Origin of the sequence: Vibrio sp. A11, assembly GCF_013048705.1 — a bacterium.
GTDB classification, from domain to species: domain Bacteria; phylum Pseudomonadota; class Gammaproteobacteria; order Enterobacterales; family Vibrionaceae; genus Vibrio; species Vibrio metschnikovii.
The window spans coordinates 107,445-129,111 of record NZ_VHSI01000001.1; the positions used below are offsets into that span (position 1 = coordinate 107,445).

A 21,667-nucleotide genomic window follows, 5' to 3' on the forward strand; every position below is an offset into this window, starting at 1 on the left:
TAATGATGCTGGAAAACATGGATCCACAGATGCAGGTATTAGTTGAGCGTTATTTTACTCATGCTCAGCGCTGCATCTGTTTACCCAGTGGCTCGATAATTCTTAAGCAAAATGGCTATAACGATCGCCTCTATTACGTAAAATCAGGTGAGCTACTCGGTCAATTTAGAGAAAAAGAGGGGAAGGCGATTCCGATTTTTTCGGCCTCAGCGGGTGCCTTTATCGGTGTACACAGTTTTTTTTCTGGTCATTGGATAGCGTCTTCCACAGTGATTGCGCAAACTGATGTTGAGCTCGGTTGGATTGACCGACATACGCCAGTGATTGAGCCACAACAGTTCGGTCCGCTGAGTACCCAGTTTATGCCCGTGATTGTGGCTGAGCTTTCGCGTCGTCAACGACGCGCAATGCAAGAAGCGGTTGCCAAAGAAAAGGCGCTTGAGCGGTTACATATGGCGGAACAAATGACGACCTTAGGTCAGTTAGCCGCTGGTATTTCTCATGAATTGAACAACGCAATTGGCGTGGTAAGCAGTAAAACAGAACGGTTAGAAAGCTTATTTATCGAGTTGTTGCATGAAGTGCATCCCGAAGCCAGTCAGTTTTTTGATTTTGGTTTGCTGTATGGGCAAAAAGTGTCGTCGAGTGAAGCGCGCGAACGTGGCGCACACTTTGCGCAGCGCTATCAATTGCCGAAAAATCTCGCTCGTGAATTAGCTCGGGCAGTACCGGAGGAGACACTGTCCGCTCATTGGCTGGCCAATCCACATTTAGCGATTCGCTATTGGCAAATGGGGCGTGATTTACACGATTTACGTGTTGCCTCGAAACATGTGGTTGGGATCGTTAAATCGGTTAAACAATTAGGGCGTAGCGAGATCCATTTTGATGAGCAGTTGGATCTGAATGACACACTAAATCGGGCATTAGCATTATTGCAAAGTGATTTACGTCGAGTCTCGGTGCGGATGCGTCCCGGCGGATTACCAATCTTAAAGGGGTCGCAGACCGAATGGGTACAAGTATGGGTGAATATCATTAAAAATGCTTGTGATGCGATGCTCCAAACCGAGCATCCGGAAATAGATATCCATACTCGTTATGATAAACAACGCATTTTGATCACCATTGCCAATAATGGGCCAGAAATTGATGAAGCCACACGGCGGAGAATATTTCAGCCCAGTTTTACCACTAAAAAAGAGGGGTTGTCGTTTGGTCTTGGGTTAGGGTTGGCGATTGTGAAGCGTATCGTGACCAGTTATGGCGGAACTACGGTTGTCAAAAGCAATCATGAGAAAACGATTTTCAGGATAAAACTACCAGTCGAGGATGGATATGGAGAAGCTTAATATTATTTGTGTCGATGACCAAAGGGAAGTGCTCAGTGCGGTGTTGCAAGACTTGCAACCGTTAGCGAGTTGGTTGCAGATAGAAGATTGTGAATCAGCAGATGAAGTACTGCAACTGATGGACGAATTAGACGCTGAAGGTGAGTTTATTGCTCTGATTATTTCCGATCATGTGATGCCAGGAAAAACGGGGATTGAACTACTCAGCGAGATCACACAAGATCCTCGTTTTATCGGCACGAAAAAGGTCTTACTCACTGGACAAGCGACCCACTCTGATACGATTAATGCGATAAACACCGCAGGCATCAACCGTTATTTTGATAAACCATGGAGTGCAGAAGCGTTGATCGCCTGTGTTAGACAACTAGTGACAGAATTTATTTTTGACAAAGGGTTGGATTACACGCAGTGGCATCAAGAGTTGGATCAAAACGTGGTGCTAACTCGCGTACGCTAAATTTAACCTCAACTCAGCGTGATGATTAGCTCACGCTGAGTTTGCTATTTTTGCTATTTTTGCTATTTCAGCTCGTCGGTTTGAGTCGATTTAGTGTGATCTTTACACGGTGTCTTACAATTACAGACTTTATCAATCTCAACCTTTGCTAGACCGCCACAACTACCTTGAATCGGTTTTCGCCGAGCCATCACGCCAATGCTCATTAAGAGCACCATCAATAGAAAAACACCAAAAGCGATCAAGTACACCATGTTTATGACTCCTTTTGTTCTTCGTATGGGTTAGCGGTGAATCGTAAAAATACGCTGTAACTTTTTTAACGTTGTTGGGTTGAGTTTAGTCCTTGCCTGCGAAGAATGACAACCTTGCTTTGTTTGGCAGGATTTCTGATTTTTATGAATCGAAGGACGAGCGTAAGCCAGATCGGTGATTTCCTGAAGTTCAGTAAGAGTTAGCTGAGCCAATGAGCGGCGAGCTGGATAGGCGAAGACTTTGATACCTAGCTTAAATAGCGTCGATAGCATCGCCTGACCAATATTTTTTACGATTACAGCATCGACTTTATGTTGCCGTAACAGCTCAAGCAGCGCCGCTTTTTGAGCGCAGCGTTGAGCTGGGTCATGAGGTTCAGTGATGACAACACTTTGCTGCTCGGTCACAGAGTTAATCAATAAAAATTCGGATGCTTTGGAAAAATGGGGACTGAGTTTTTGACCTTGGCTGGGAATGGCATAGATCATATCAATATTCCTATTGTGGTGAGAGAAGAGTGAGAAGTGAATATTGTGCGCTAGTAATTAGCATATGCCAATTATTTTTTGTATTTTCCCTGTTTGCTGCTCTAAGAAATCGTGGGTTCATCTTTAAGTATGACGCATTGATTGTCGACAATGTTTCATTGGGATAAATCGACAATATAACGCCACAATCACTAATGTTTAACTTTCCCTGAAAATAAGCGGTTTTTATTCGATTTTTTGATTGTTATTGCGATGTTTTTTGTGCGACCTTAGTCTAAATTGTCGCCGATTTACTTGATTGTCGACAATTGCTTGTTTATGGTAAGCGGTATCAGCAAGTTGAGGTTGTTCGTATTAACCACCCATAAGCTTGATGATCTCAGCGTAATGACTGATGCAAGGTAGAAGAGCCAAGTGAATAAACACGTAGATAACGAAAAAGAACATACTAAATCGGAAAGTTTAACTGAGTTTTTGATAGAGGCGATTGTCTCTGGCGACATTGCTCCTGGAAGTAAAATCTCTGAGCCTGAGTTAGCTAAACATTTTCAGGTTAGTCGAGGGCCTTTACGTGAAGCGCTGATGCGGATTGAAGGCTTAGGTTTAATCGAGCGTATTCCTCATGTTGGGGCCAGAGTGATTAAGCTTTGTCAAGAAAAGCTGGTGGATCTGTACGGCGTAAGAGAAGCGTTGGAAGGAATGGCGGCTCGTTTAGCGGCGCGTCATATTACCGAAGACGAATTGTCTAGCTTAGAGCAACTACTTATCACGCATTCTCGTCATATCGAACAAGTCGATGGGGCGGGCTATTTTCATCAATACGGTGATTTTGACTTTCACTATCGAATCATTCAAGCCAGTCGTAACCCACAATTGATTCGTTTGCTGTGCGATGAGCTTTACCATTTGCTGCGTATGTATCGATATCAATCGCCTCGTTCTCATTCTCGACCGATTGCCGCCCTTGAAGAGCATAAATTTATTCTGCAGGCGATACGTCACCGTGATGAAGAGTTGGCGGAGATGTTGATGCGTAGACATATTACTTACAGCCGGCGTTTAATTGAACAGCAAATCCAGCTCGACAGCCATACTAAGGAGTGTTTATGAGCATCAGTCCGGGAGCTAAATTTAAGCTTGCCCTTCACCTGCAGCAACCTTTACCCATTGTCGGTACGATTAATGCGTATTGCGCGATGATGGCTAAACAGATCGGCCATCAGGCTATTTATCTATCCGGTGCAGGCGTCGCGAATGCATCCTATGGATTGCCGGATCTTGGCATCACAGCATTAAATGACGTACTGATCGATGTCGAGCGGATCACGAATGCCTGTGATTTACCCTTGTTAGTGGATATTGATACCGGATTTGGCGGCGCGTTTTCGATTGCTCGAACGATAAAGCTAATGGAAAAAGCAGGGGCGGCGGCGGTTCATTTGGAAGATCAAGTGGCTCAAAAACGTTGTGGTCATCGTCCAAATAAAGCCATTGTTAGCCAACAAGAGATGGTTGACCGACTCAAAGCTGCGGTCGATGCTCGTCATGATAGTGATTTTGTGATCATGGCGCGTACCGATGCACTGGCCAACGAAGGGATGGACAAAGCCATTGAAAGAGCGATTGCTTATGTTGAGGCTGGGGCCGATATGTTGTTTCCCGAAGCGATGACAGAATTGGATCAATATCAACAGCTCGCTTTGGCATTACAATCAGCAACCGGAAAAAACGTACCGATTCTTGCCAATATGACCGAGTTCGGCCAAACCCCACTGTATAGCAAAGCGCAATTGGCGGAAGTTAACGTTGCCATGGCCTTGTACCCTCTCAGTGCGTTTCGTGCCATGAACCACGCTGCAGAAACCGTTTACCGCCACCTATTGGACAACGAGCATCAGCAGGCGTTATTAGATGCGATGCAAACCCGTCAGGATCTCTACCACTATCTGGATTATCACGCCTATGAGCAAACGCTGGATACGCTATTTTCGAAAGGCAAATCTTAAACTTTTCTACGCTGGAATGATAAGTACAGCGCGGTGGTTTATCGCGACAAGAGGATTGCCGCTTTAACATCCAATACTGAATCAACAAAACTTAATGCGAAAAGGAGTTCATCATTATGTCTTGTCCTTCATCCGCAGGCGCGGGATTACGTGGTCAAAGTGCTGGCAGTACGGCACTGTGTACGGTGGGTAAAACCGGTACTGGTTTGACCTACCGCGGTTATGACATTACCGATTTAGCCAACCATGCTCAATTTGAAGAAGTGGCGCACTTATTATTGATTGGGCACTTACCGACTCAGCGAGAGTTAGACAGCTTTAAAGCGCGATTAATGGATTTACGAAGCTTACCTCCCGCGCTTACCGAGATCTTAGAGCGGATCCCCGCGACGGCTCATCCGATGGATGTCTTACGCACTGGCTGTTCGATGCTGGGTAATATCGAACCAGAGCAAGAGTTTGCTCAGCAGTTAGCCAGCGCCGAGCGAATGTTAGCTCTGTTTCCTGCCATCATTGCTTATTGGTATCGTTTCAGTCATCACGGAGTCAGGGTTGATACCCAGCAATACGATGAAGATTCTATCGGTGGTTATTTTTTGGCAATGCTCAGCGATCAAGCGCCGAGTGCGCTGTTTAAACAAGTTATGCATTGTTCATTAATTTTATACGCTGAGCATGAGTTTAATGCGTCAACCTTTACCGCTCGCGTGTGCGCCTCGACCTTGTCTGATCTGCATTCTTGTATTACTGCCGCGATTGGTTCATTACGAGGGCCACTACACGGTGGAGCCAATGAAGCAGCAATGGCGATGATAGAGCCGTGGACGACGGCCGAGGAAGCCGAGCAACATCTGCTGCGGATGTTGGCAGAAAAGCAGACCATCATGGGCTTTGGGCATGCGATTTACCGTGAATGCGATCCACGTAACGCCTTGATCAAACAATGGTCTAAGCGCTTATCCGAGCAGGTGGGCGATAGCCATCTTTATGCGGTTTCTGAACAAGTTGAAGCCGTAATGCAGCGCGAAAAAAACTTATTTTGTAATGCCGATTTTTTCCACGCTTCGGCCTATCACTTTATGGGTATTCCGACCAAACTCTTTACCCCGATTTTTGTGCTGAGCCGTTTAACGGGTTGGGCTGCACATGTGTTTGAACAGCGGGCTAATAATCGAATTATTCGCCCAAGCGCGGACTATATTGGGCCCGATCCTCAAGATTGGGTTCCGATAGATCAGCGTGGCTAATCGTGACGTTGTCACTCACTGTGGTGGATTATTGAGGATCAAAGAAAGAGAATGAAGAGTCGTTTTAGACAAACCTTACCCGGAACCGAGATAAATTACTTTGACGCTCGCGCAGCGATTAATGCCATCAAGCCTGATGCGTATCAGAGGCTGCCTTATACCTCGCGGATACTGGCCGAAAATCTGGTGCGCTGTTGTCCTGGTGAGCAACTTACGTCAGCATTAACACAGTTGATTGAGCGTAAGCAAGATCGGGATTTTCCTTGGTATCCTGCGCGTGTAGTGTGCCATGATATTTTAGGTCAAACCGCTTTGGTTGATTTAGCCGGACTGCGTGATGCGATTGCGGAGCAAGGCGGCGATCCGGCGCAAGTCAACCCCATCGTCGAAACGCAATTGATTGTTGACCATTCGTTAGCGGTCGAGCACGCTGGTTTTGACGCCGATGCTTTAGTAAAAAATCGTGCGATTGAAGACCGACGCAATGAAGATCGTTTTCATTTCATTGAATGGTGCAAACACGCGTTTAAAAATGTCAGCGTGATCCCCGCTGGTAATGGCATTATGCATCAAATCAATTTAGAAAAAATGTCGCCAGTCATCCAACTGAAGCAAGGCGTTGCCTTCCCTGATACTTGTGTGGGGACCGATAGCCATACCCCTCATATTAATGCTCTTGGGGTTATTGCCATTGGTGTTGGCGGCTTAGAAGCGGAAACCGTCATGCTAGGCCGACCATCGATGATGCGTTTACCGGATATTGTCGGGGTAAAGCTTATCGGCCAGCGCCAAGCTGGAATTACCGCGACCGATATTGTATTAGCATTAACCGAGTTTTTGCGTACGCAGCGAGTAGTCTCAGCCTATTTAGAATTTTTTGGTGAAGGAGCCCATCAACTGACGATTGGCGATCGCGCCACCATCGCCAACATGACGCCAGAATATGGTGCTAGCGCGGGTTTGTTCTATATCGATCAGCAAACGCTACGTTATCTTCAGCTCACGGGCCGCGAACCAGATCAAATCGCGTTAGTTGAGCAATACGCTAAACAGACTGGCTTATGGGCTGATGCGTTACTCGAGGTGCAGTATGAAAGAGTCTTAACCTTTGATCTCTCTCAAGTCGAACGCACCATGGCTGGGCCTTCTCAACCCCATCGCTGTTTACCTACCTCACAATTGGTTGAGCGCGGTATCGCCGATACGCTAAGACAAGAGAGTACTCAATTCGGCTTACCTGATGGGGCGGTGATCATCGCAGCGATCACCTCATGCACCAATACCAGTAATCCGCGCAATTTGGTCGCGGCGGGATTACTTGCTAAAAAAGCCAATCAGCGTGGCTTGATACGTCAGCCTTGGGTGAAAAGCTCCTTTGCGCCCGGCTCTAAAGTCGCCAAACTGTACTTAGAAGAAGCCAACTTATTAACCGAACTTGAAACGCTAGGATTTGGGATTGTTGGCTACGCTTGTACAACCTGTAATGGAATGAGCGGTGCGTTGGATCCGGCCATTGAGCGAGAAATTCTTGCCCGTGATCTCTATACCACTGCAGTCTTATCTGGTAATCGTAACTTTGATGGGCGGATTCATCCTCATGCCAAACACGCTTTTTTAGCGTCACCACCGCTGGTCGTCGCCTACGCGATTGCTGGCAGCATTCGCTTTGATATTGAGCGAGATGCGCTTGGTGTGGACAGTCAGGGCACCCCGATTTACTTAGCGGATATCTGGCCGAGTGATGAAGAGATTGATGCCGTGGTCGAGAGTTGCGTTAAGCCGCAGCAATATCAGCACGTGTATATTCAAATGTTTCAGCTACAGGATTCGACTCAGCAAGCATCACCGCTTTATGATTGGCGTCCTCACAGTACTTATATCCGACGCCCTCCTTATTGGCAAGGTGCGCTAGCTGGCAAGCCGAGTTTAACTGCCATGCGTCCGTTAGCGATTTTAGGTGACAATGTCACGACCGATCACCTTTCTCCCTCGAATGCGATTTTAGCGAGCAGTGCCGCCGGAGAGTATTTAGCCAGCATGGGCGTTCCCGAAGCGGACTTTAACTCTTATGCGACTCATCGTGGCGATCATTTAACAGCGCAACGCGCCACGCTTGCTAACCCCAAACTATTGAATGAAATGGTCAAAGAGAACGGCGAAGTGATACAAGGCTCGCTAGCGCGGATTGAGCCAGAAGGGCGAGTCACTCGACTATGGGAAGCAATAGAAACCTATCTAGAACGTAAACAACCGTTAATCATTATTGCTGGTGCCGATTATGGCCAAGGCTCATCTCGTGATTGGGCGGCGAAAGGGGTACGTTTAGCTGGCGTTGAGGCGATTGTTGCCGAAGGCTTTGAGCGCATTCATCGCACCAATTTAGTTGGTATGGGGGTATTGCCGCTGCAATTTATGACAGGGATGAACCGTTTAACCCTTGATTTAGACGGCAGCGAGTTATTTGATGTCCGCGGAGTGATCCAGCCAAATGCGATACTCACGTTGACCATCACTCGCCGAGATCAGTCTTCTTTCTCTGTTTCAGTGATTTGCCGCCTTGAAACCGAAGATGAACTCGACGTTTATCAAGCGGGTGGGGTATTACCTCGTTTTGCCGAACAGTTTTTAACTAAAGAGAAGCCGTTATGAGTAATGTTCATTCTATAGTTTCTAGTACCTCAGACAGTACCGTTGGTTCAGTGCGGCAAATAAAAATTCCCGCCACCTATTTAAGAGGTGGCACCAGTAACGGCGTGTTTTTTAAGCTCTCCGATCTCCCTATTGATGCCCAATTATCTGGCGAGTATCGCGATAGACTGTTATTGAGAGTGATTGGTAGTCCTGATGCCTATGGCAAGCAGATCGATGGTATGGGAGGGGGAAGTTCCAGTACCAGTAAAGTGGCATTGATTTCAAAAAGTCAGCAAGCGGATCACGATGTTGATTATTTATTTGGTCAAGTTGCCATCGATCAACCACAGATTGATTGGAGTGGTAATTGCGGTAACCTTTCCGCTGCGGTCGGTCCTTTTGCGATAGAGGCGGGATTGATTGACCCTGCTCGTATCCCTGAACAGGGCGTGGTGGCGGTAAAAGTATGGCAAACCAACATTCAAAAAACGCTGATCATTCACGTACCAATCGTCAACGGTCAAGTTCAAGAAATCGGTGATTTTCAGCTCGATGGTGTTGCTTTTCCTGCGGCTGAAATTCAGGTCGAGTTTGTTGATCCAGCTGAGGGGCAGGAGGCGATATTTCCGACAGGAAATCTACGTGACTGCTTATCTATCCCCGGTCTTGGTGATATTGAAGTGACGTTGATTAATGCAGGGATTCCGACCATTTTTCTTGATGCTCACCGACTGGGTTATCAAGGCGATGAAGGGCAAGAGGTGGTCAACGCCGATCTTGAAATGCTCGCTAAGTTAGAAATAATCCGTGCTTATGGCGCGTTAAAAATGGGTTTGATTGAGCATTTAGAACAAGCTAAAGCGCGTCAACATACGCCTAAAATTGCTTTTGTAGCGCCATCGAAAGCCTATCTCACCTCTAGTGGAAAACAGATTAAGAGTGCTGAAGTTGAGCTCCTGGTGCGCGCTCTATCAATGGGGAAATTACACCATGCGATGATGGGAACCGCTGCCGTTGCGATTGCCGCGGCGGCTTGCGTTCCTGGCACGCTCGTCAACCAAGCCGCGGGAGGTGGTCAACGAAGTCAAGTTACTTTGGGGCATCCTTCTGGCCTATTAACGGTCGGCGCTACGATTGAGTCGACCGTTATTGAAGAAGACACACAACCTATTTGGCGGATCACTAAAGCGGTGATGAGTCGCAGTGCTCGGATATTAATGGAAGGCTCGGTGAGAGTTCCAGCGCCATAATCATTTTTTGGAGATAGCGTTCAGCTATCTCCATGGCCATACTAAGTGCAACAATTGATTTGATTGTCAAAAGGAGCCGTTGAGCGAAGATAAGTCGCATGACTCATTGAGCATTGACTGCAACTGAATGTCCTTTGGCGCTGAAATTTTATATTTTCTATATATCTCTCGTCTTGTTTTATACATTTTCTTTAAATCCATCTGATTAGTATGGGGGATCTCTATTCAGATAGGATGCGCTGAAAGCGCAATAGGAAAATGAAACCATCACAAAAAAGTACGTCTTCGCTTGCTCTATTGGCTGTCGGTATTGTTTATGGTGATATTGGAACTAGCCCTTTATACGCATTGAAAGAAGTGTTTTTTAGCCATCATCCCCTTATTATTAATCCAACCAATGTATTGGGAATACTCTCGTTAGTCTTTTGGGCATTTATTATCATCGTGTCGGTAAAGTATTTATTGTTCATCACCCAAGCGGATCAAAATGGTGAAGGCGGTATCTTAACCTTAGCGAGTATTGCCAAGACTCATTGTCCTCATTCATTCAAACCCGTGGTTCTGCTATTGGGTTTATTAGCCGCAGGGTTCTTTTTTGGTGAAGCGGTGATTACACCAGCGATGTCGGTGCTCTCTGCGGTTGAAGGGATAGCCGTGGCTAAAGCCAGCTTAGCGCCTTATGTCTTGCCAATTGCCTTAGCGATCATCTGCGCGTTATTTGCTATTCAAGTATTGGGAACAGAGTTGATTGGCCGTTTTTTTGCGCCAATTATGTTGCTCTGGTTTATCACACTGGGCGTTTTAGGTTTCATCGCTATCATCAAGCAACCACAGGTTTTGGCTGCAGTAAATCCATATTACGCTTGGCATTTTATTGCTACTCACGGCGCTTATAGCTTAATTATACTCGGTGTTGTCGTACTGTCGGTGACTGGCGTTGAAGCGTTATACGCCGATATGGGCCATATTGGGATTACACCGATTCGATGGGCTTGGTTTACTATTGTTTTACCCAGTTTGCTATTTAACTACTTTGGGCAAGGTGCGTATTTACTTCAAACACAAGGCATAGAAAGGCAAACTTTCTATGGATTAGTCCCCCATTCGTTACTGTGGCCGTTGATTATTTTGGCAACGTTAGCGGCGATCATCGCTTCTCAAGCGGTGATCTCTGGTATTTTCTCATTGACTCGTCAAGCGATGAACTATGGTTATCTGCCACCATTAAAAATCACTCATACTTCAGCGCACTCTCAAGGACAAATTTATGTGCCAGCAGCGAATCTATTACTATTCGCTTCAGTGATGATGGTGATGGCGAGTTTTAAATCCTCGGCAAATTTAGCCGCCGCTTATGGGATTGCGGTAACTGCGATTATGACCATCTCTTCATTATTAATCTTGGTGGTGATGCGTTATGGCTGGCATTGGCGGTTACGTTACGTCATTGTCATGGGCGCTATTTTCATCTCTTTGGACGTATTATTACTGATCTCGACATCGACTAAATTTAGTCATGGTGGCTGGCTACCAATCGTGCTTGGTGGTGGTGTATTCCTTATTATGTATATCTGGCAGCAACAGAAACAGCGTTTATTGGAACAATCCGGGAGTGATTTATCGTTACCGGCAATGATCACATCACTCGAAGGGGAAACCTTTCAACGTACCCAACGTACCGCTGTGTATTTTTCTCGTTCGAGCGTTCATGTGCCTCGGTCACTGATCCATAACTTAAAATACAATAAGGTGTTGCATGAGCGTAATGTCTTGATGACTTTTCAAAGTGAATCGCAGCCTTATGTTCATCCCTGTCGTCGAGCGGAGATAACCCAACTGTCAGAGACGTTTTGGCAGGTGATCATTCATACGGGATATCAAGAAACCTTAGAAATAGACCAAGTGATGCACTCTTGTGCTTTAAAAGGGCTATTTCTCCATCCTAATGAAACGATTTTTTTCCTTTCTGCTGAGCATATCCAAGCACAAAAAATCGGCTTATGGCATGACTTTAAGGCCAAGCTATTTATTTTGCTGAGCAAGCATGCATTACTAACGTCTGAGCGGTTGAATATTCCCTCGGATCGATTAATTGAGATGGGCGTTTATCGGGAAATTTAACCTCTGTCATTAAGGTTACGAAAAAAGTAAAAGGCCAAGTAACTGTGTTTACATGGCCTTTTTTGATAATAGAGAATGAAAGCTTATTAATTTGATTCGCGATGAATAGGCGATATTTTTTGCTGAGCACGTCGGCGGACAGACCAACCAATGAGTAGGCTTACGATACCAATCAACAACGTCATCAACGGGGCGAGAATCAAAATATGATTGGCAATTTTCGATAAGTTATCAGGCAGTAATGACACGCCATAACCTGAAAAGACCAGAAAAAGAACCCATGCGATGGCACTCAAGGGGGTAACCAATAAAAAACGCGTTGGAGATATCGCATTTCTCAGGCCCATGACCATCGGCAATAAAGAGCGCACAACCGGTAAGAAACGCGCCATAAACATCGCCAGCATGCCGTATTTATGAATTAAACGATCTGTTGTATCCCATTGTTTAGCCGGAACTTTCCCTAACCAAGAAGCCACCATACGCCATTCTTTCAATTGATGACCTTGGTAAAATGCCATTGCTCCTCCTAACCATCCGGCGATGATCAGTACGCCAATCACGGCGTATAAATTCAAAATGCCGACAGCAGCAAGGCTACCACACAAGATAACGATGCTATCACACGGTAAAGGCGCAGCAGGTAGGAAAGCACTCTCAACAAAAATCAATAACCCGATGCAGAGATACAATAACGAAAGATCGATGTGCTGTAATGCAATCAGATCTTGATGCCATAAGGCAGAAAAAATAGACAATAGCGTATTCACAATACCTTTCCTCAATCAAAAAAATAATAACGAACGGTTTGATTGAAAAAAGCTAAGCGTGAGCGAAACGTGAATAGAGGTTGGAAAATCGCAGAGCTTTGCGGATAAAAAACAGCGTGGATTGACTAAAGTAAAACCACAATATGATCGCCGCGACACTCAGTGCAAGAGCAAGATAAAAGGGAGCGTCTTTCTTTAGCGCGATATCGTCATTATCATCAGAGATTAGGCGAATGGGCGTTGCGCGGTTTGGCTCACTGCGTGCGATCACCGCGAGTGAATATTGTTCAGGATGCGCTTGTTCGCTAGCCAAGTGGTGATGAGTCTGAGTGGATACCGCCAGCGGTTTCTCTTGAATAGCATTTAAGTTAAGCCAGTCAGGAAAACTGACCAGAGCGATAAACAATGCAAACAGAGCAGACTGGATCATAAGACGATTGTGGGTAACTTGAAATTACCGAGAGTATGCGGTGTGTCAGCCATATCTGTAAAGCGTTTTTAACCGCCCGAGCAAGAGATAACCCTAATTCATTCATCGAGGTTAGCGTACTCAACTACCTCAACAAACGATCATCTCTTAACCTATCATTTCTGTTGAATTTTTGCTAAGGTGCGCGGTTTGATTTTTCGTCGGGGAAAGTAATGAAGTTACTGTATTGGCTTAATGAAGCTTTATCGCTTTCTCATCCGGCGTTGCAAGCTAGATTACCTTTTACAGGCTCGAACTTAATTGATGATGTATTTGTCCGTTACCAGCTGGTGGATATCGACCAGCCATTACTATTTCTATTTTCACCTTCGGGCAGTGATGTTCGTCAGCAAGAGTTGCATGCTGATTATGTTCCTTGGGGTTATGATTTCGCTCAGCAGCAACAGGTTAATGTGATTGCTTTTCAGCACCTAGGAATGACCAACTGGTTTCGAAGCCCGAGTTTGATTGAGTTCCTTGAGCAACTTGCGCCATTACTGGTCCGGTTTCCCCTGCGCTTAGGTTATGGTTTAAGCCGGGGTGGGTTTGCGATTGGGGCGTTTGCCAATTTACTGCAGCTTAATCATGTGCTGCTGTTTTACCCTGTGAGTACCAAAAATAAACAGCGAGTGCCATGGGATACACGTGTCAGTACTGAAGCTGCCCAAAAATTTGATTGGCAGGGGAAATACCATGATAAAGATCTTGGCGCAGCCCAAGGCTATATTATTTACGACCCTAACGATCCCATTGATGCCCTGCATGCTCAACGTTACCCAGAGTTAATTCAAGTGCCGATATCCGGCATGGGGCATGGTATTCGTTCAAATGATACTGACAAGTTAAGTTTTTATAACCATATCGCTGAGCAGTTTATCCATCAACAAAAGATAGCTGTTGATGATTGTTATCAACAAGCTCGGCAGTGGTTTTTCGAGAGGAAAGAGCCCGAATAAGCGGGGAAATACACGGTATTTTTAAACACAATTGCGTAATGCAATTTAGATGGAGGATAAATGAAGTTACTGTATTGGCTGGATGAATGGGCGTCTCTTTCCAAAGACGAACAACAGGCCAAGTTACCGATGTCTGGTGAGGATTTACTTGATGACATTTTTGTGAAATATCAATTTGTTGATTTAAATAAACCCTTGTTATTTACCTTCTCACCAGCAGGAACGAATTTACAGGAACAGGACTTAGATTCGAATTTTTCGCCTTGGGGCTATCGTCTTGCCCAAAAGCAAGAGGTCAACATTATTGCTTTTCAGCATTTAGGGAAAAGTAATTGGTTTCGTAGTCGCAACTTAATTTTCTTTTTAGAGCAATTATCAACCTTATTGAGCCCGTTTAAGTCGCGGTTAGGCTATGGGCTGAGTCGTGGTGGCTTTGCGGTGGGCGCGTTCGCTAATTTACTAAAGCTAAATCAAGTTTTGCTTTTTTATCCGGTGAGCACCAAAAACCAACAGATTGTCCCTTGGGACGACAGATCCAGCACTCAGCTGGCGCAGCAATATGACTGGCAGGGTGATTATCACGATCTCGATTTAGGGGATGCGAAGGGGTACATCATTTACGACCCGACGAATCACATCGACCGACTGCATGCGAAACGCTACCCGCAATTAACTCACTTAAGGGTATTTGGTATGGGGCATGGCACTCATGCTAATTATCTCAATCAATTTGGCTTTTACAAACAGGTGGCGGTAGATTTTATTCGTCACCAACATATTGATATCGCTCAGTTTCGTCATCAAACCAGAGCGTTGCGTTTTAAAGAAGACTATTATCAGTGTCTGAATAAAGCCAATGCGAATTCTAGGCATCGTTTAGGGTTACTCAGTACCGCGCATCATGTATTGATGGCTGAGAAAAATGCGCATATTAAACAGCATCAAACCAATATTGATATCCAGCCTTTGGTGGATATTGCTATTAAGCATCAGCATGAAAACCCGCAGGATGCGGTGCAGTTATTAGAATTTGCTCAACAGATTGTCCCCGGCGATCCGATGGTTGAATATAAATTGCAGCAACTGCTTTGTTAAATACCTAGTTAGTTGATAGCAATTAGTTGACAGAAAAAAGCGCCAACGGCGCTTTTTATGATCTGGATGTCACGAAAGTTAACGGCAAGCTTAAACCGCCATCAAGCCATTCGTTTTTGAGCGTCAATATTTGCTGCGATTTGATCGCCCATATTGATTAACTTATCTAAAATTCGCTCACCATCGGCGCGAAGTCCGTTGTGTTCATACTCATTGGTGATCCACGCTGTTGAGTTGGCAATTTGCTTAAGGGTCGCGCGGCTAATATCCATATCAACAAACATATCATCAGCGTAAACCGCGCAACTGACCGGCACCTTATTTTGCGCCAGCACCTGCGGATGATACAGTGCAGGCCAATCACTTTTGGCGGCTAGCTGCTGTGCTGCCGCTTGCAGTGGTTTTAAGCAGGTGTATTGTTCAAACATCCAAGGGAAAACCATCTCTCCGGTAAATAAGAAAGTCTGATCAGGCTGATACTCAAAGACTTGATACTCTTGGCGAATACGTTGTGCGGACCAATTCGAAGCGCTGTGCTGACAGTAAATCGATTCATGCAAAATGGCGTAGATAGGGTTGGTTTGAAATGCTTGTTGCATGAGCATCTGATGAAGAAACTCATAGCTCAAGGTCTCTTGCCCATCGACCGTGATCAAGGCGTTTTCCAGTAGATAATAAGTAGGCAGAAAACTGTCACTCATACCAAAGTTGATGCCGATCTGCTGAAACTGCTCAACGGTAAACACTTGACCATTAGGCAAGCTGACACGGTTTTTTATTAGATGGTTGGCTATACGCTGGCATAAGGTTTGCGCTTGGGGGAACTGGGCAAAAAAGGCGTGGTTTTTTTCTAAAGTACGAGCAAACGTCGCGCGGTAGACTTCATCAGCATGGGCGGTTAACGATGGCACGCCACCGGTAATATATGCGCGAGATAAACTATCAGGAAACAAGGATAAGTAAGTCAGTGAGCAAAAGCCACCGAAGCTTTGGCCTAAAATCGCCCATTGCTTAACCCCGAGCGCTTCACGAATGGCTTCCGCGTCGCGTACGATATTATCAGCGCGGAAATGGCTTAAATATTCTGCTTGCTGATTGGCGTTCATGGTCGATAAGGTTTGGTGGGAGATCACCGAGCTATTACCGGTGCCGCGTTGATCAAGCAGCAAGACTTGATGATCTTGTAGGGCGCGTTTTAACCAGCCGGATAAGCCATTAGGACGCGGCGCCGCAAAGCCAGGGCCACCTTGAAAATACACTAACCAGGGTTTTTGTTGCTCGCCATCAGAGACTAAGCGAATCGCCCGTGCAAAAACCGTAATAGTGCTTGAGTTCGGGTCGTTGTAGTTTAAGGGCAGGGTAAAAGAGTGCGGAGTGTAGTGTACTCCATTGTCAATAAAAGCAGTCAGGTGTTGCTGCATCACTATTCCTTGTTGATTATGGTTATGTTTTTAGTGACGCCGTCACTTATCGTGGGTCACAAAAGTAATCAGTAAGGTTATAGTAGTTTACTGCTCGGTTCAAAGTGTCTGCAGCAGTCAGCCTGATCTTAATCACGCAGAAAATAAAAAAGCCAGTCGCAAAGGGCGGCTGGCTAAAAATGTGAACAAAATCTATTCACTAACAACGTCAGTTGGCTAGGTGATCCTCGGCTTAAAAGGATCAATCTGTATAAAGCATTTAGCGTGCCAACTTTTTAATGCTGCGAATGTCCATAAAATCAGTGCTTGTTTGGGTTTAATATCACTTGGTTTCATACTTTGCCTTGCAAAGTGCAATTTATTTTGCGTTTTGCGAATTTCGGAGGTGTGAGGGATAACTTGAGTCAGAGTATGGTCATTACTTCACAGAGTGTGGGCGGCGTCCTTGCATGGTTCTTATGATCCGTTTATATCGGGGATTATCCCTGATAGAAAGAGAGTCCTTACCTTATGAATGAATTTGAAAAAATGACTTTAGGTTTAGCGCATGATTCTGATAGCCCTGAATTTAGTATGCTAAGAAACCAAGCATTTGATCTACTTAAAGAGATAAATTCTCGCCAGTTTGCCGCGGCTCAGCCTTATCTCGCGAGACTATTCAAGCAGGTCGGTGACAATACGGTGGTTTGCCCGCCGTTCTTTTGTGAGTACGGGAAAACCATTTCGATTGGTAACGATACTTACATCAATATGGGAGTGACGATGTTGGATAATGCGCCGATCATCATTGGTAACAACGTGTTAATTGGCCCCAATAGCCAATTCTATACACCCACTCATTCGCTCGATTATCAGCAGCGACGTGGTTGGACCTTTCAATGTGCGCCAATTGTGATTGAAGACGATGTTTGGATTGGGGGAAATGCTGTTATTTGCCAAGGCGTGACGATTGGCGCTCGTTCGGTGGTGGCTGCCGGAGCCGTTGTGACCAAAGATGTTGCTCCTGATACCTTGGTTGGTGGTGTGCCAGCTAAATGGATCAAGGCATTAAATCAAGTTGAAGAATAAAAACAGGGAGACGAAAAGTCTCCCGTTTGGATCTGTCTTTTTCCTATCGGAAACGACAGCGGTGTTAGCTACGTTGATTAATTAACCCAAATAACGCGACACTAAATGTGCCTTGAAGTGTACTGGGTTAAGCACTTCACCCGTAGCTTGTTTCACCAATTCGTCAGTCGTCAGCTGGCTGCCTTGACTCCAGATATTGTCACTCAACCAAGTAAAGATCGGGCTGAGATCTTTACGAGCAATCGCTGCTTCTACATCAACACTGTGCTTCATGGTGGCCATAAATTGCGCGGCATACATAGCGCCAAGGGTATAGGAAGGGAAATAGCCAAAGCTGCCGTCTGTCCAGTGAATATCTTGCATACAGCCATTTTGATAGTTGCCAGCGGTGGAAAGGCCAAGATAAGCGCCCATTTTTTCATTCCATAACTCTGGTACATCAGTGTGTTTGATGTGGCCGTTCATTAGATCACGTTCAATCTCATAACGTAAGATAACGTGAGCTGGGTAAGTAAGTTCATCGGCATCAACGCGAATAAAGCCTTTTTCCACACGGGTGTAGAGTTTTTGGAAGTTATCAGCGGCGAACACGGCACTTTCATTCGCTGAGAAATGTTGCTGAGCTAGAGTGGCTAAATGTTCGATAAATGGTGCGCTGCGGCCCAATTGCATTTCAAAAAATAGCGATTGAGATTCATGAATCCCCATTGAGCGCGCCTGACCAACTGGATTACCAGCAAAGGCTTTTGGCAAGCCTTGTTCATAACGCGCATGACCGGTTTCATGGACAATACCCATTAACGATTGAGTAAACTCGGCTTCGTTATAACGAGTGGTGATCCGTACATCACTGGGTACGCCACCGCAGAATGGGTGCGTACTTTGATCCAGTCGACCGTGATTAAAGTCGAACTGCAGTAGCTTCATTACCTCTAAACCAAGGGCTTTTTGCTCGTCTGCCGGATAATGAGCCGTCGGCAAAATGATCGGTTCGTGGCTTTGCTTTTCTAGAACCTGATCAATTAAAGAAGGTAACCAAGTTTTTACTTCATTAAATACCTTATCCAGCGCTTGGCTGTTTGTCCCCGGTTCATAGAGATCAAGCATGGCATCGTAGCGACTAAGACCGGTGATATCAGAGCGAATTTGCGCTTCTTCTTGAGACAGTTTGACCACTTCGGCCCAATTTTTTTCAAAACCAGTCCAGTCGTTATTTTTACGTTGACTGCGCCAAGCATGCTCACACTGAGAGCCTGCTAGGGATTGCGCTTTAACCAAAGATTCTGGCAGCGCATTGGCCAGTTGCCATTGACGATGCATTTCTCGCCAAGTCGCTTTTTGTTGTGCGGTTTCGAGCTGCTCTTGGCTGCGAGCGAACCACTCGGCTAGTTGTGGCTCAGTCAGTAACTGATGAATATGAACGGATAATTGTGCCATCGCTTCGGAGCGAGCTTGAGCTCCGCCCGCGGGCATAACCGCAGCTTGATCCCAACCACAAATCGAGCTGAGATGTTGAAAGTGAGAAATTTTTTTAAAATGTTCAATCAGAGCGGTAAAAGCCATGTTGATTTCCTTATTCGATGATGCGTTGGCTCACGATGGTGAATACGTAGAGCCTTGATTGGCAGTACTAGAAAACAGAGTCGATAGAATAGGGGATTCTGACTGTGCTGGCTAATCGTTGTTGTTTAAGCTCAATTAATGAGCCTGATACGCGCTAAATTTCTATCCCTAGTTGATGATCCGTCACTGTCTTCTATATGGAGTCTTGATTTGCACCCGTTATACTCTTCCTACTTGAAGCTGCTGCGGTGTTGGCTACGTTCGTTCACCCCAATCACATCGTTTGCCTATGCTCATGGGGATTCACTCACTTGCCGCCTACCTACAATTTCAAGTCGTTTGCGTATACCTATTATTTTCTTTATCCACTTTTGCATAGGCTGCATGGAAGATCTTAAGGTTAATGCGAAAAAATTAACTGAGAAGTGGCTCACTAATAGTACAAATAGGTTGCGAAGATGTTCAAATTTGTTGTGTTTTTATTTTTGGGGTGAATGTAAAGGTATTACTATCTTTTCGTGCATAACAATAATGAACGCTACAGTGGAGGTAGACATGAATGCAATATTCCTGATGCTAATGGGCTTAGGTGCCATGGCGCTGGGTTACATTTTTTATTCGAAATTTATTTGTGAAAAAATCTTTAAAGTCGACCCGCATTTTCGAACCCCCGCTCATGAAATGAATGATGGTATCGATTATGTACCAACCAATAAGTATGTCTTGTGGGGGCATCATTTTACGTCGGTTGCTGGGGCAGCACCGATTATTGGTCCTGCGATTGCCGTGATTTGGGGCTGGGTTCCAGCCTTTATCTGGGTCGTTTTTGGCACGATTTTCTTTGCTGGGGTACACGATGCTGGAGCGATTTGGGCCAGTAACCGTAATAAGGCAAAATCGGTTGGTGCGTTAACTGGCGACATTATCGGTCCTCGTGCACGCAGTCTATTTATGATCGTTATCTTTCTTGTACTACTGATGGTGAATGCGGTATTCGCTGTGGTCATTGCCCGTCAGTTAATCAGCTTTCCCAGTGCTACTATCCCTGTGTGGGGAGCGATTTTGGTGGCGTTGGTGATTGGTCAGTTGATTTATCGTCGTTATATCGGGCTTGCGATGGTCTCGCTATTAGGGGTTATTGCTCTGTACGCGATGATTTATGTTGGCCCTATGATGCCGCTTTCTTTGCCTGATACTTTGATGGGATTGAATCCTACACAGAGCTGGATCATCATTCTGTTTGCCTATGCAGCTATCGCTTCTTTATTACCGGTTTGGATGCTGCTGCAGCCAAGGGATTATATTAACGGCATTCAATTATTCATTGGTTTGTTTTTAGTTTACGGTGCGGTTTTATTCGCCGGTCCTGATGTGGTGGCTCCAGCGTTTAACACTAATTTACCAGAGGGAACGCCATCACTGATCCCATTGCTGTTTGTGACGATTGCTTGTGGTGCGATTTCTGGTTTCCACGGTTTAGTGGCGAGTGGTACTACGTCTAAACAGTTAGATAAAGAACCGGATGTCCGCTTTGTTGGTTACTTTGGTGCAATTGGTGAAGGCTCTTTAGCGTTAGCGGCGATTATTGCGGCAACGGCAGGTTTTGCGACCTTAGCTGATTGGCAGGCGGTTTATCATGGCTTTGGTCAAGGCGGCGTTGGTGCGTTTATTAATGGTGGTGCCAACATACTTCAGCAAGGTTTGGGGTTAGATACTACGCTGTCACAAACGTTATTAACCGTAATGGTTGTTCTTTTTGCAGGGACAACGATGGATACGGGGCTTCGTTTGCAGCGCTATATTTTCCAAGAGTGGGGGAATATTTATAACATTAGTTGGATGCAAAAAGCACTGCCCGCGACGCTCTTAGCGGTTGGATCTTGTGTTTTGTTAGCGTTTGGTGCTGGTGGCGATGGTTCGGGTGGTCTACTGATTTGGCCGTTATTTGGTACCACTAACCAGTTATTGGCAGGATTAACCTTGCTTGTTATTACGGTGATGTTAGTACGTTTAGGGCGGCCAATGTATTACACCTTAGTACCGCTAGTGTTTTTATTAATTATGACTACCTTAGGTTTATTGATTCAGTTGAAAAGCTTTTACGATAAGCAAGATTGGTTCTTATTTACGCTCGATATTATCGTACTGATTGCTGCCATTTTGATCACTTTAGAGTGCGCTTCCGCCTTGAATAAATTGATTAAAAGTAAGAAGGAGGCGGTGTTGAATGAAACTGAGTAAGATCCGAGCTTGTTTTAAGCTCGCTAATCATTACGCAGAAGAAATTTATAACGCGCCATATCGTTCGGCCATTGCTCGCGCTAAGCGCGAGCAAGACGATTTGTTTATGTTGCTGATCTTCTCCGAGATGATGGGGGTACCTAATCCGGCTAGTTATTACACACTGGAGTTACAACCTCTATTAATGGAGCGTTTTCATGATTGGCATCTGCGCATGGGGATGGCTCATTCACCGCTCGATCAATTTAGATGTTGTTAAACACAAAAGCGGCCA

Annotated in this window: 19 protein-coding genes; 13 read left to right on the top strand and 6 right to left on the bottom strand. The window is 45.3% G+C overall.

Annotation, left to right across the window (positions count from 1 at the left end; all coding sequences use genetic code 11):
• The first annotated feature begins 5 nt into the window (after nucleotides 1-5).
• On the top strand, nucleotides 6-1,352 hold the full coding sequence (locus tag FKQ60_RS00455; protein WP_233268206.1) for an ATP-binding protein: 1,347 nt from the start codon (nucleotides 6-8) through the stop codon (nucleotides 1,350-1,352).
• Nucleotides 1,339-1,812 (top strand): response regulator, encoded by a 474-nt coding sequence (locus FKQ60_RS00460; protein WP_004395326.1) that lies wholly within the window; start codon nucleotides 1,339-1,341, stop codon nucleotides 1,810-1,812. Before FKQ60_RS00455 ends, FKQ60_RS00460 begins: the two co-directional genes overlap by 14 nt.
• A gap of 62 nt (nucleotides 1,813-1,874) precedes the next feature.
• Here FKQ60_RS00460 and nqrM read toward each other — a convergent pair whose 3' ends face one another.
• Nucleotides 1,875-2,066, bottom strand: a complete 192-nt coding sequence (gene nqrM / locus FKQ60_RS00465) for a (Na+)-NQR maturation NqrM (protein ID WP_170905841.1) — start codon at nucleotides 2,064-2,066, stop codon at nucleotides 1,875-1,877.
• A gap of 30 nt (nucleotides 2,067-2,096) precedes the next feature.
• Nucleotides 2,097-2,555, bottom strand: a complete 459-nt coding sequence (locus FKQ60_RS00470; protein ID WP_040904326.1) for a NifB/NifX family molybdenum-iron cluster-binding protein — start codon at nucleotides 2,553-2,555, stop codon at nucleotides 2,097-2,099.
• Nucleotides 2,556-2,969: 414 nt separating this feature from the next.
• Between FKQ60_RS00470 and FKQ60_RS00475 the strand changes: the two genes are divergently transcribed.
• The 6 genes from FKQ60_RS00475 to FKQ60_RS00500 all read left to right on the top strand — a co-directional run bounded on the left by FKQ60_RS00475 (nucleotide 2,970) and on the right by FKQ60_RS00500 (nucleotide 11,810).
• Nucleotides 2,970-3,665 (top strand): GntR family transcriptional regulator, encoded by a 696-nt coding sequence (locus FKQ60_RS00475; RefSeq protein ID WP_004395323.1) that lies wholly within the window; start codon nucleotides 2,970-2,972, stop codon nucleotides 3,663-3,665.
• Complete coding sequence (prpB, locus tag FKQ60_RS00480; RefSeq protein ID WP_004395322.1) at nucleotides 3,662-4,561, top strand: methylisocitrate lyase; 900 nt, start codon at nucleotides 3,662-3,664, stop codon at nucleotides 4,559-4,561. The genes FKQ60_RS00475 and prpB overlap by 4 nt, the downstream gene beginning before the upstream one ends.
• Before the next feature lie 116 nt (nucleotides 4,562-4,677).
• A complete protein-coding gene (gene prpC, locus FKQ60_RS00485) occupies nucleotides 4,678-5,808 on the top strand; it encodes a 2-methylcitrate synthase (RefSeq protein ID WP_004395321.1) in 1,131 nt (376 codons plus the stop codon).
• 51 nt (nucleotides 5,809-5,859) lie between these two features.
• Nucleotides 5,860-8,457 (top strand): Fe/S-dependent 2-methylisocitrate dehydratase AcnD, encoded by a 2,598-nt coding sequence (gene acnD / locus FKQ60_RS00490; RefSeq protein WP_004395320.1) that lies wholly within the window; start codon nucleotides 5,860-5,862, stop codon nucleotides 8,455-8,457.
• Nucleotides 8,458-8,507: 50 nt separating this feature from the next.
• Nucleotides 8,508-9,689 (top strand): 2-methylaconitate cis-trans isomerase PrpF, encoded by a 1,182-nt coding sequence (gene prpF, locus FKQ60_RS00495; RefSeq protein WP_040904831.1) that lies wholly within the window; start codon nucleotides 8,508-8,510, stop codon nucleotides 9,687-9,689.
• Nucleotides 9,690-9,947: 258 nt separating this feature from the next.
• Nucleotides 9,948-11,810 (top strand): potassium transporter Kup, encoded by a 1,863-nt coding sequence (locus FKQ60_RS00500; protein WP_170904800.1) that lies wholly within the window; start codon nucleotides 9,948-9,950, stop codon nucleotides 11,808-11,810.
• A gap of 86 nt (nucleotides 11,811-11,896) precedes the next feature.
• Here the strand turns inward: FKQ60_RS00500 and FKQ60_RS00505 are convergent, their stop codons facing one another.
• Together FKQ60_RS00505 and FKQ60_RS00510 are read right to left on the bottom strand one after the other, a co-directional pair.
• Nucleotides 11,897-12,580, bottom strand: coding sequence for a DedA family protein (locus FKQ60_RS00505; RefSeq protein ID WP_170904799.1), 684 nt, complete (start codon nucleotides 12,578-12,580; stop codon nucleotides 11,897-11,899).
• 52 nt (nucleotides 12,581-12,632) lie between these two features.
• Nucleotides 12,633-13,010, bottom strand: a complete 378-nt coding sequence (locus FKQ60_RS00510) for a hypothetical protein (protein ID WP_170904798.1) — start codon at nucleotides 13,008-13,010, stop codon at nucleotides 12,633-12,635.
• A 212-nt stretch (nucleotides 13,011-13,222) separates the two neighbouring features.
• On the opposite strand from FKQ60_RS00510, the gene FKQ60_RS00515 reads away from it, so the two are divergent.
• Nucleotides 13,223-14,005, top strand: a complete 783-nt coding sequence (locus FKQ60_RS00515; protein ID WP_170904797.1) for a cytosolic protein — start codon at nucleotides 13,223-13,225, stop codon at nucleotides 14,003-14,005.
• 60 nt (nucleotides 14,006-14,065) lie between these two features.
• Nucleotides 14,066-15,100, top strand: a complete 1,035-nt coding sequence (locus FKQ60_RS00520; protein ID WP_158143905.1) for a cytosolic protein — start codon at nucleotides 14,066-14,068, stop codon at nucleotides 15,098-15,100.
• A gap of 101 nt (nucleotides 15,101-15,201) precedes the next feature.
• Here the strand turns inward: FKQ60_RS00520 and FKQ60_RS00525 are convergent, their stop codons facing one another.
• On the bottom strand, nucleotides 15,202-16,521 hold the full coding sequence (locus FKQ60_RS00525; RefSeq protein WP_170904796.1) for an alpha/beta fold hydrolase: 1,320 nt from the start codon (nucleotides 16,519-16,521) through the stop codon (nucleotides 15,202-15,204).
• A gap of 510 nt (nucleotides 16,522-17,031) precedes the next feature.
• Here FKQ60_RS00525 and FKQ60_RS00530 point away from each other — a divergent pair.
• Nucleotides 17,032-17,589, top strand: a complete 558-nt coding sequence (locus tag FKQ60_RS00530; RefSeq protein ID WP_170904795.1) for a sugar O-acetyltransferase — start codon at nucleotides 17,032-17,034, stop codon at nucleotides 17,587-17,589.
• 81 nt (nucleotides 17,590-17,670) lie between these two features.
• Here the strand turns inward: FKQ60_RS00530 and FKQ60_RS00535 are convergent, their stop codons facing one another.
• Nucleotides 17,671-19,152, bottom strand: a complete 1,482-nt coding sequence (locus tag FKQ60_RS00535; RefSeq protein ID WP_170904794.1) for a carboxypeptidase M32 — start codon at nucleotides 19,150-19,152, stop codon at nucleotides 17,671-17,673.
• Between the two features lie 555 nt (nucleotides 19,153-19,707).
• Between FKQ60_RS00535 and FKQ60_RS00540 the strand changes: the two genes are divergently transcribed.
• Together FKQ60_RS00540 and FKQ60_RS00545 are read left to right on the top strand one after the other, a co-directional pair.
• Nucleotides 19,708-21,393, top strand: a complete 1,686-nt coding sequence (locus FKQ60_RS00540; protein ID WP_040904322.1) for a carbon starvation protein A — start codon at nucleotides 19,708-19,710, stop codon at nucleotides 21,391-21,393.
• Nucleotides 21,380-21,652 carry a cory-CC-star protein gene (locus tag FKQ60_RS00545; protein WP_040904321.1) on the top strand — a complete coding sequence of 91 codons (273 nt, stop codon included), beginning with the start codon at nucleotides 21,380-21,382 and terminating at the stop codon, nucleotides 21,650-21,652. The genes FKQ60_RS00540 and FKQ60_RS00545 overlap by 14 nt, the downstream gene beginning before the upstream one ends.
• Nucleotides 21,653-21,667: the final 15 nt, after the last annotated feature.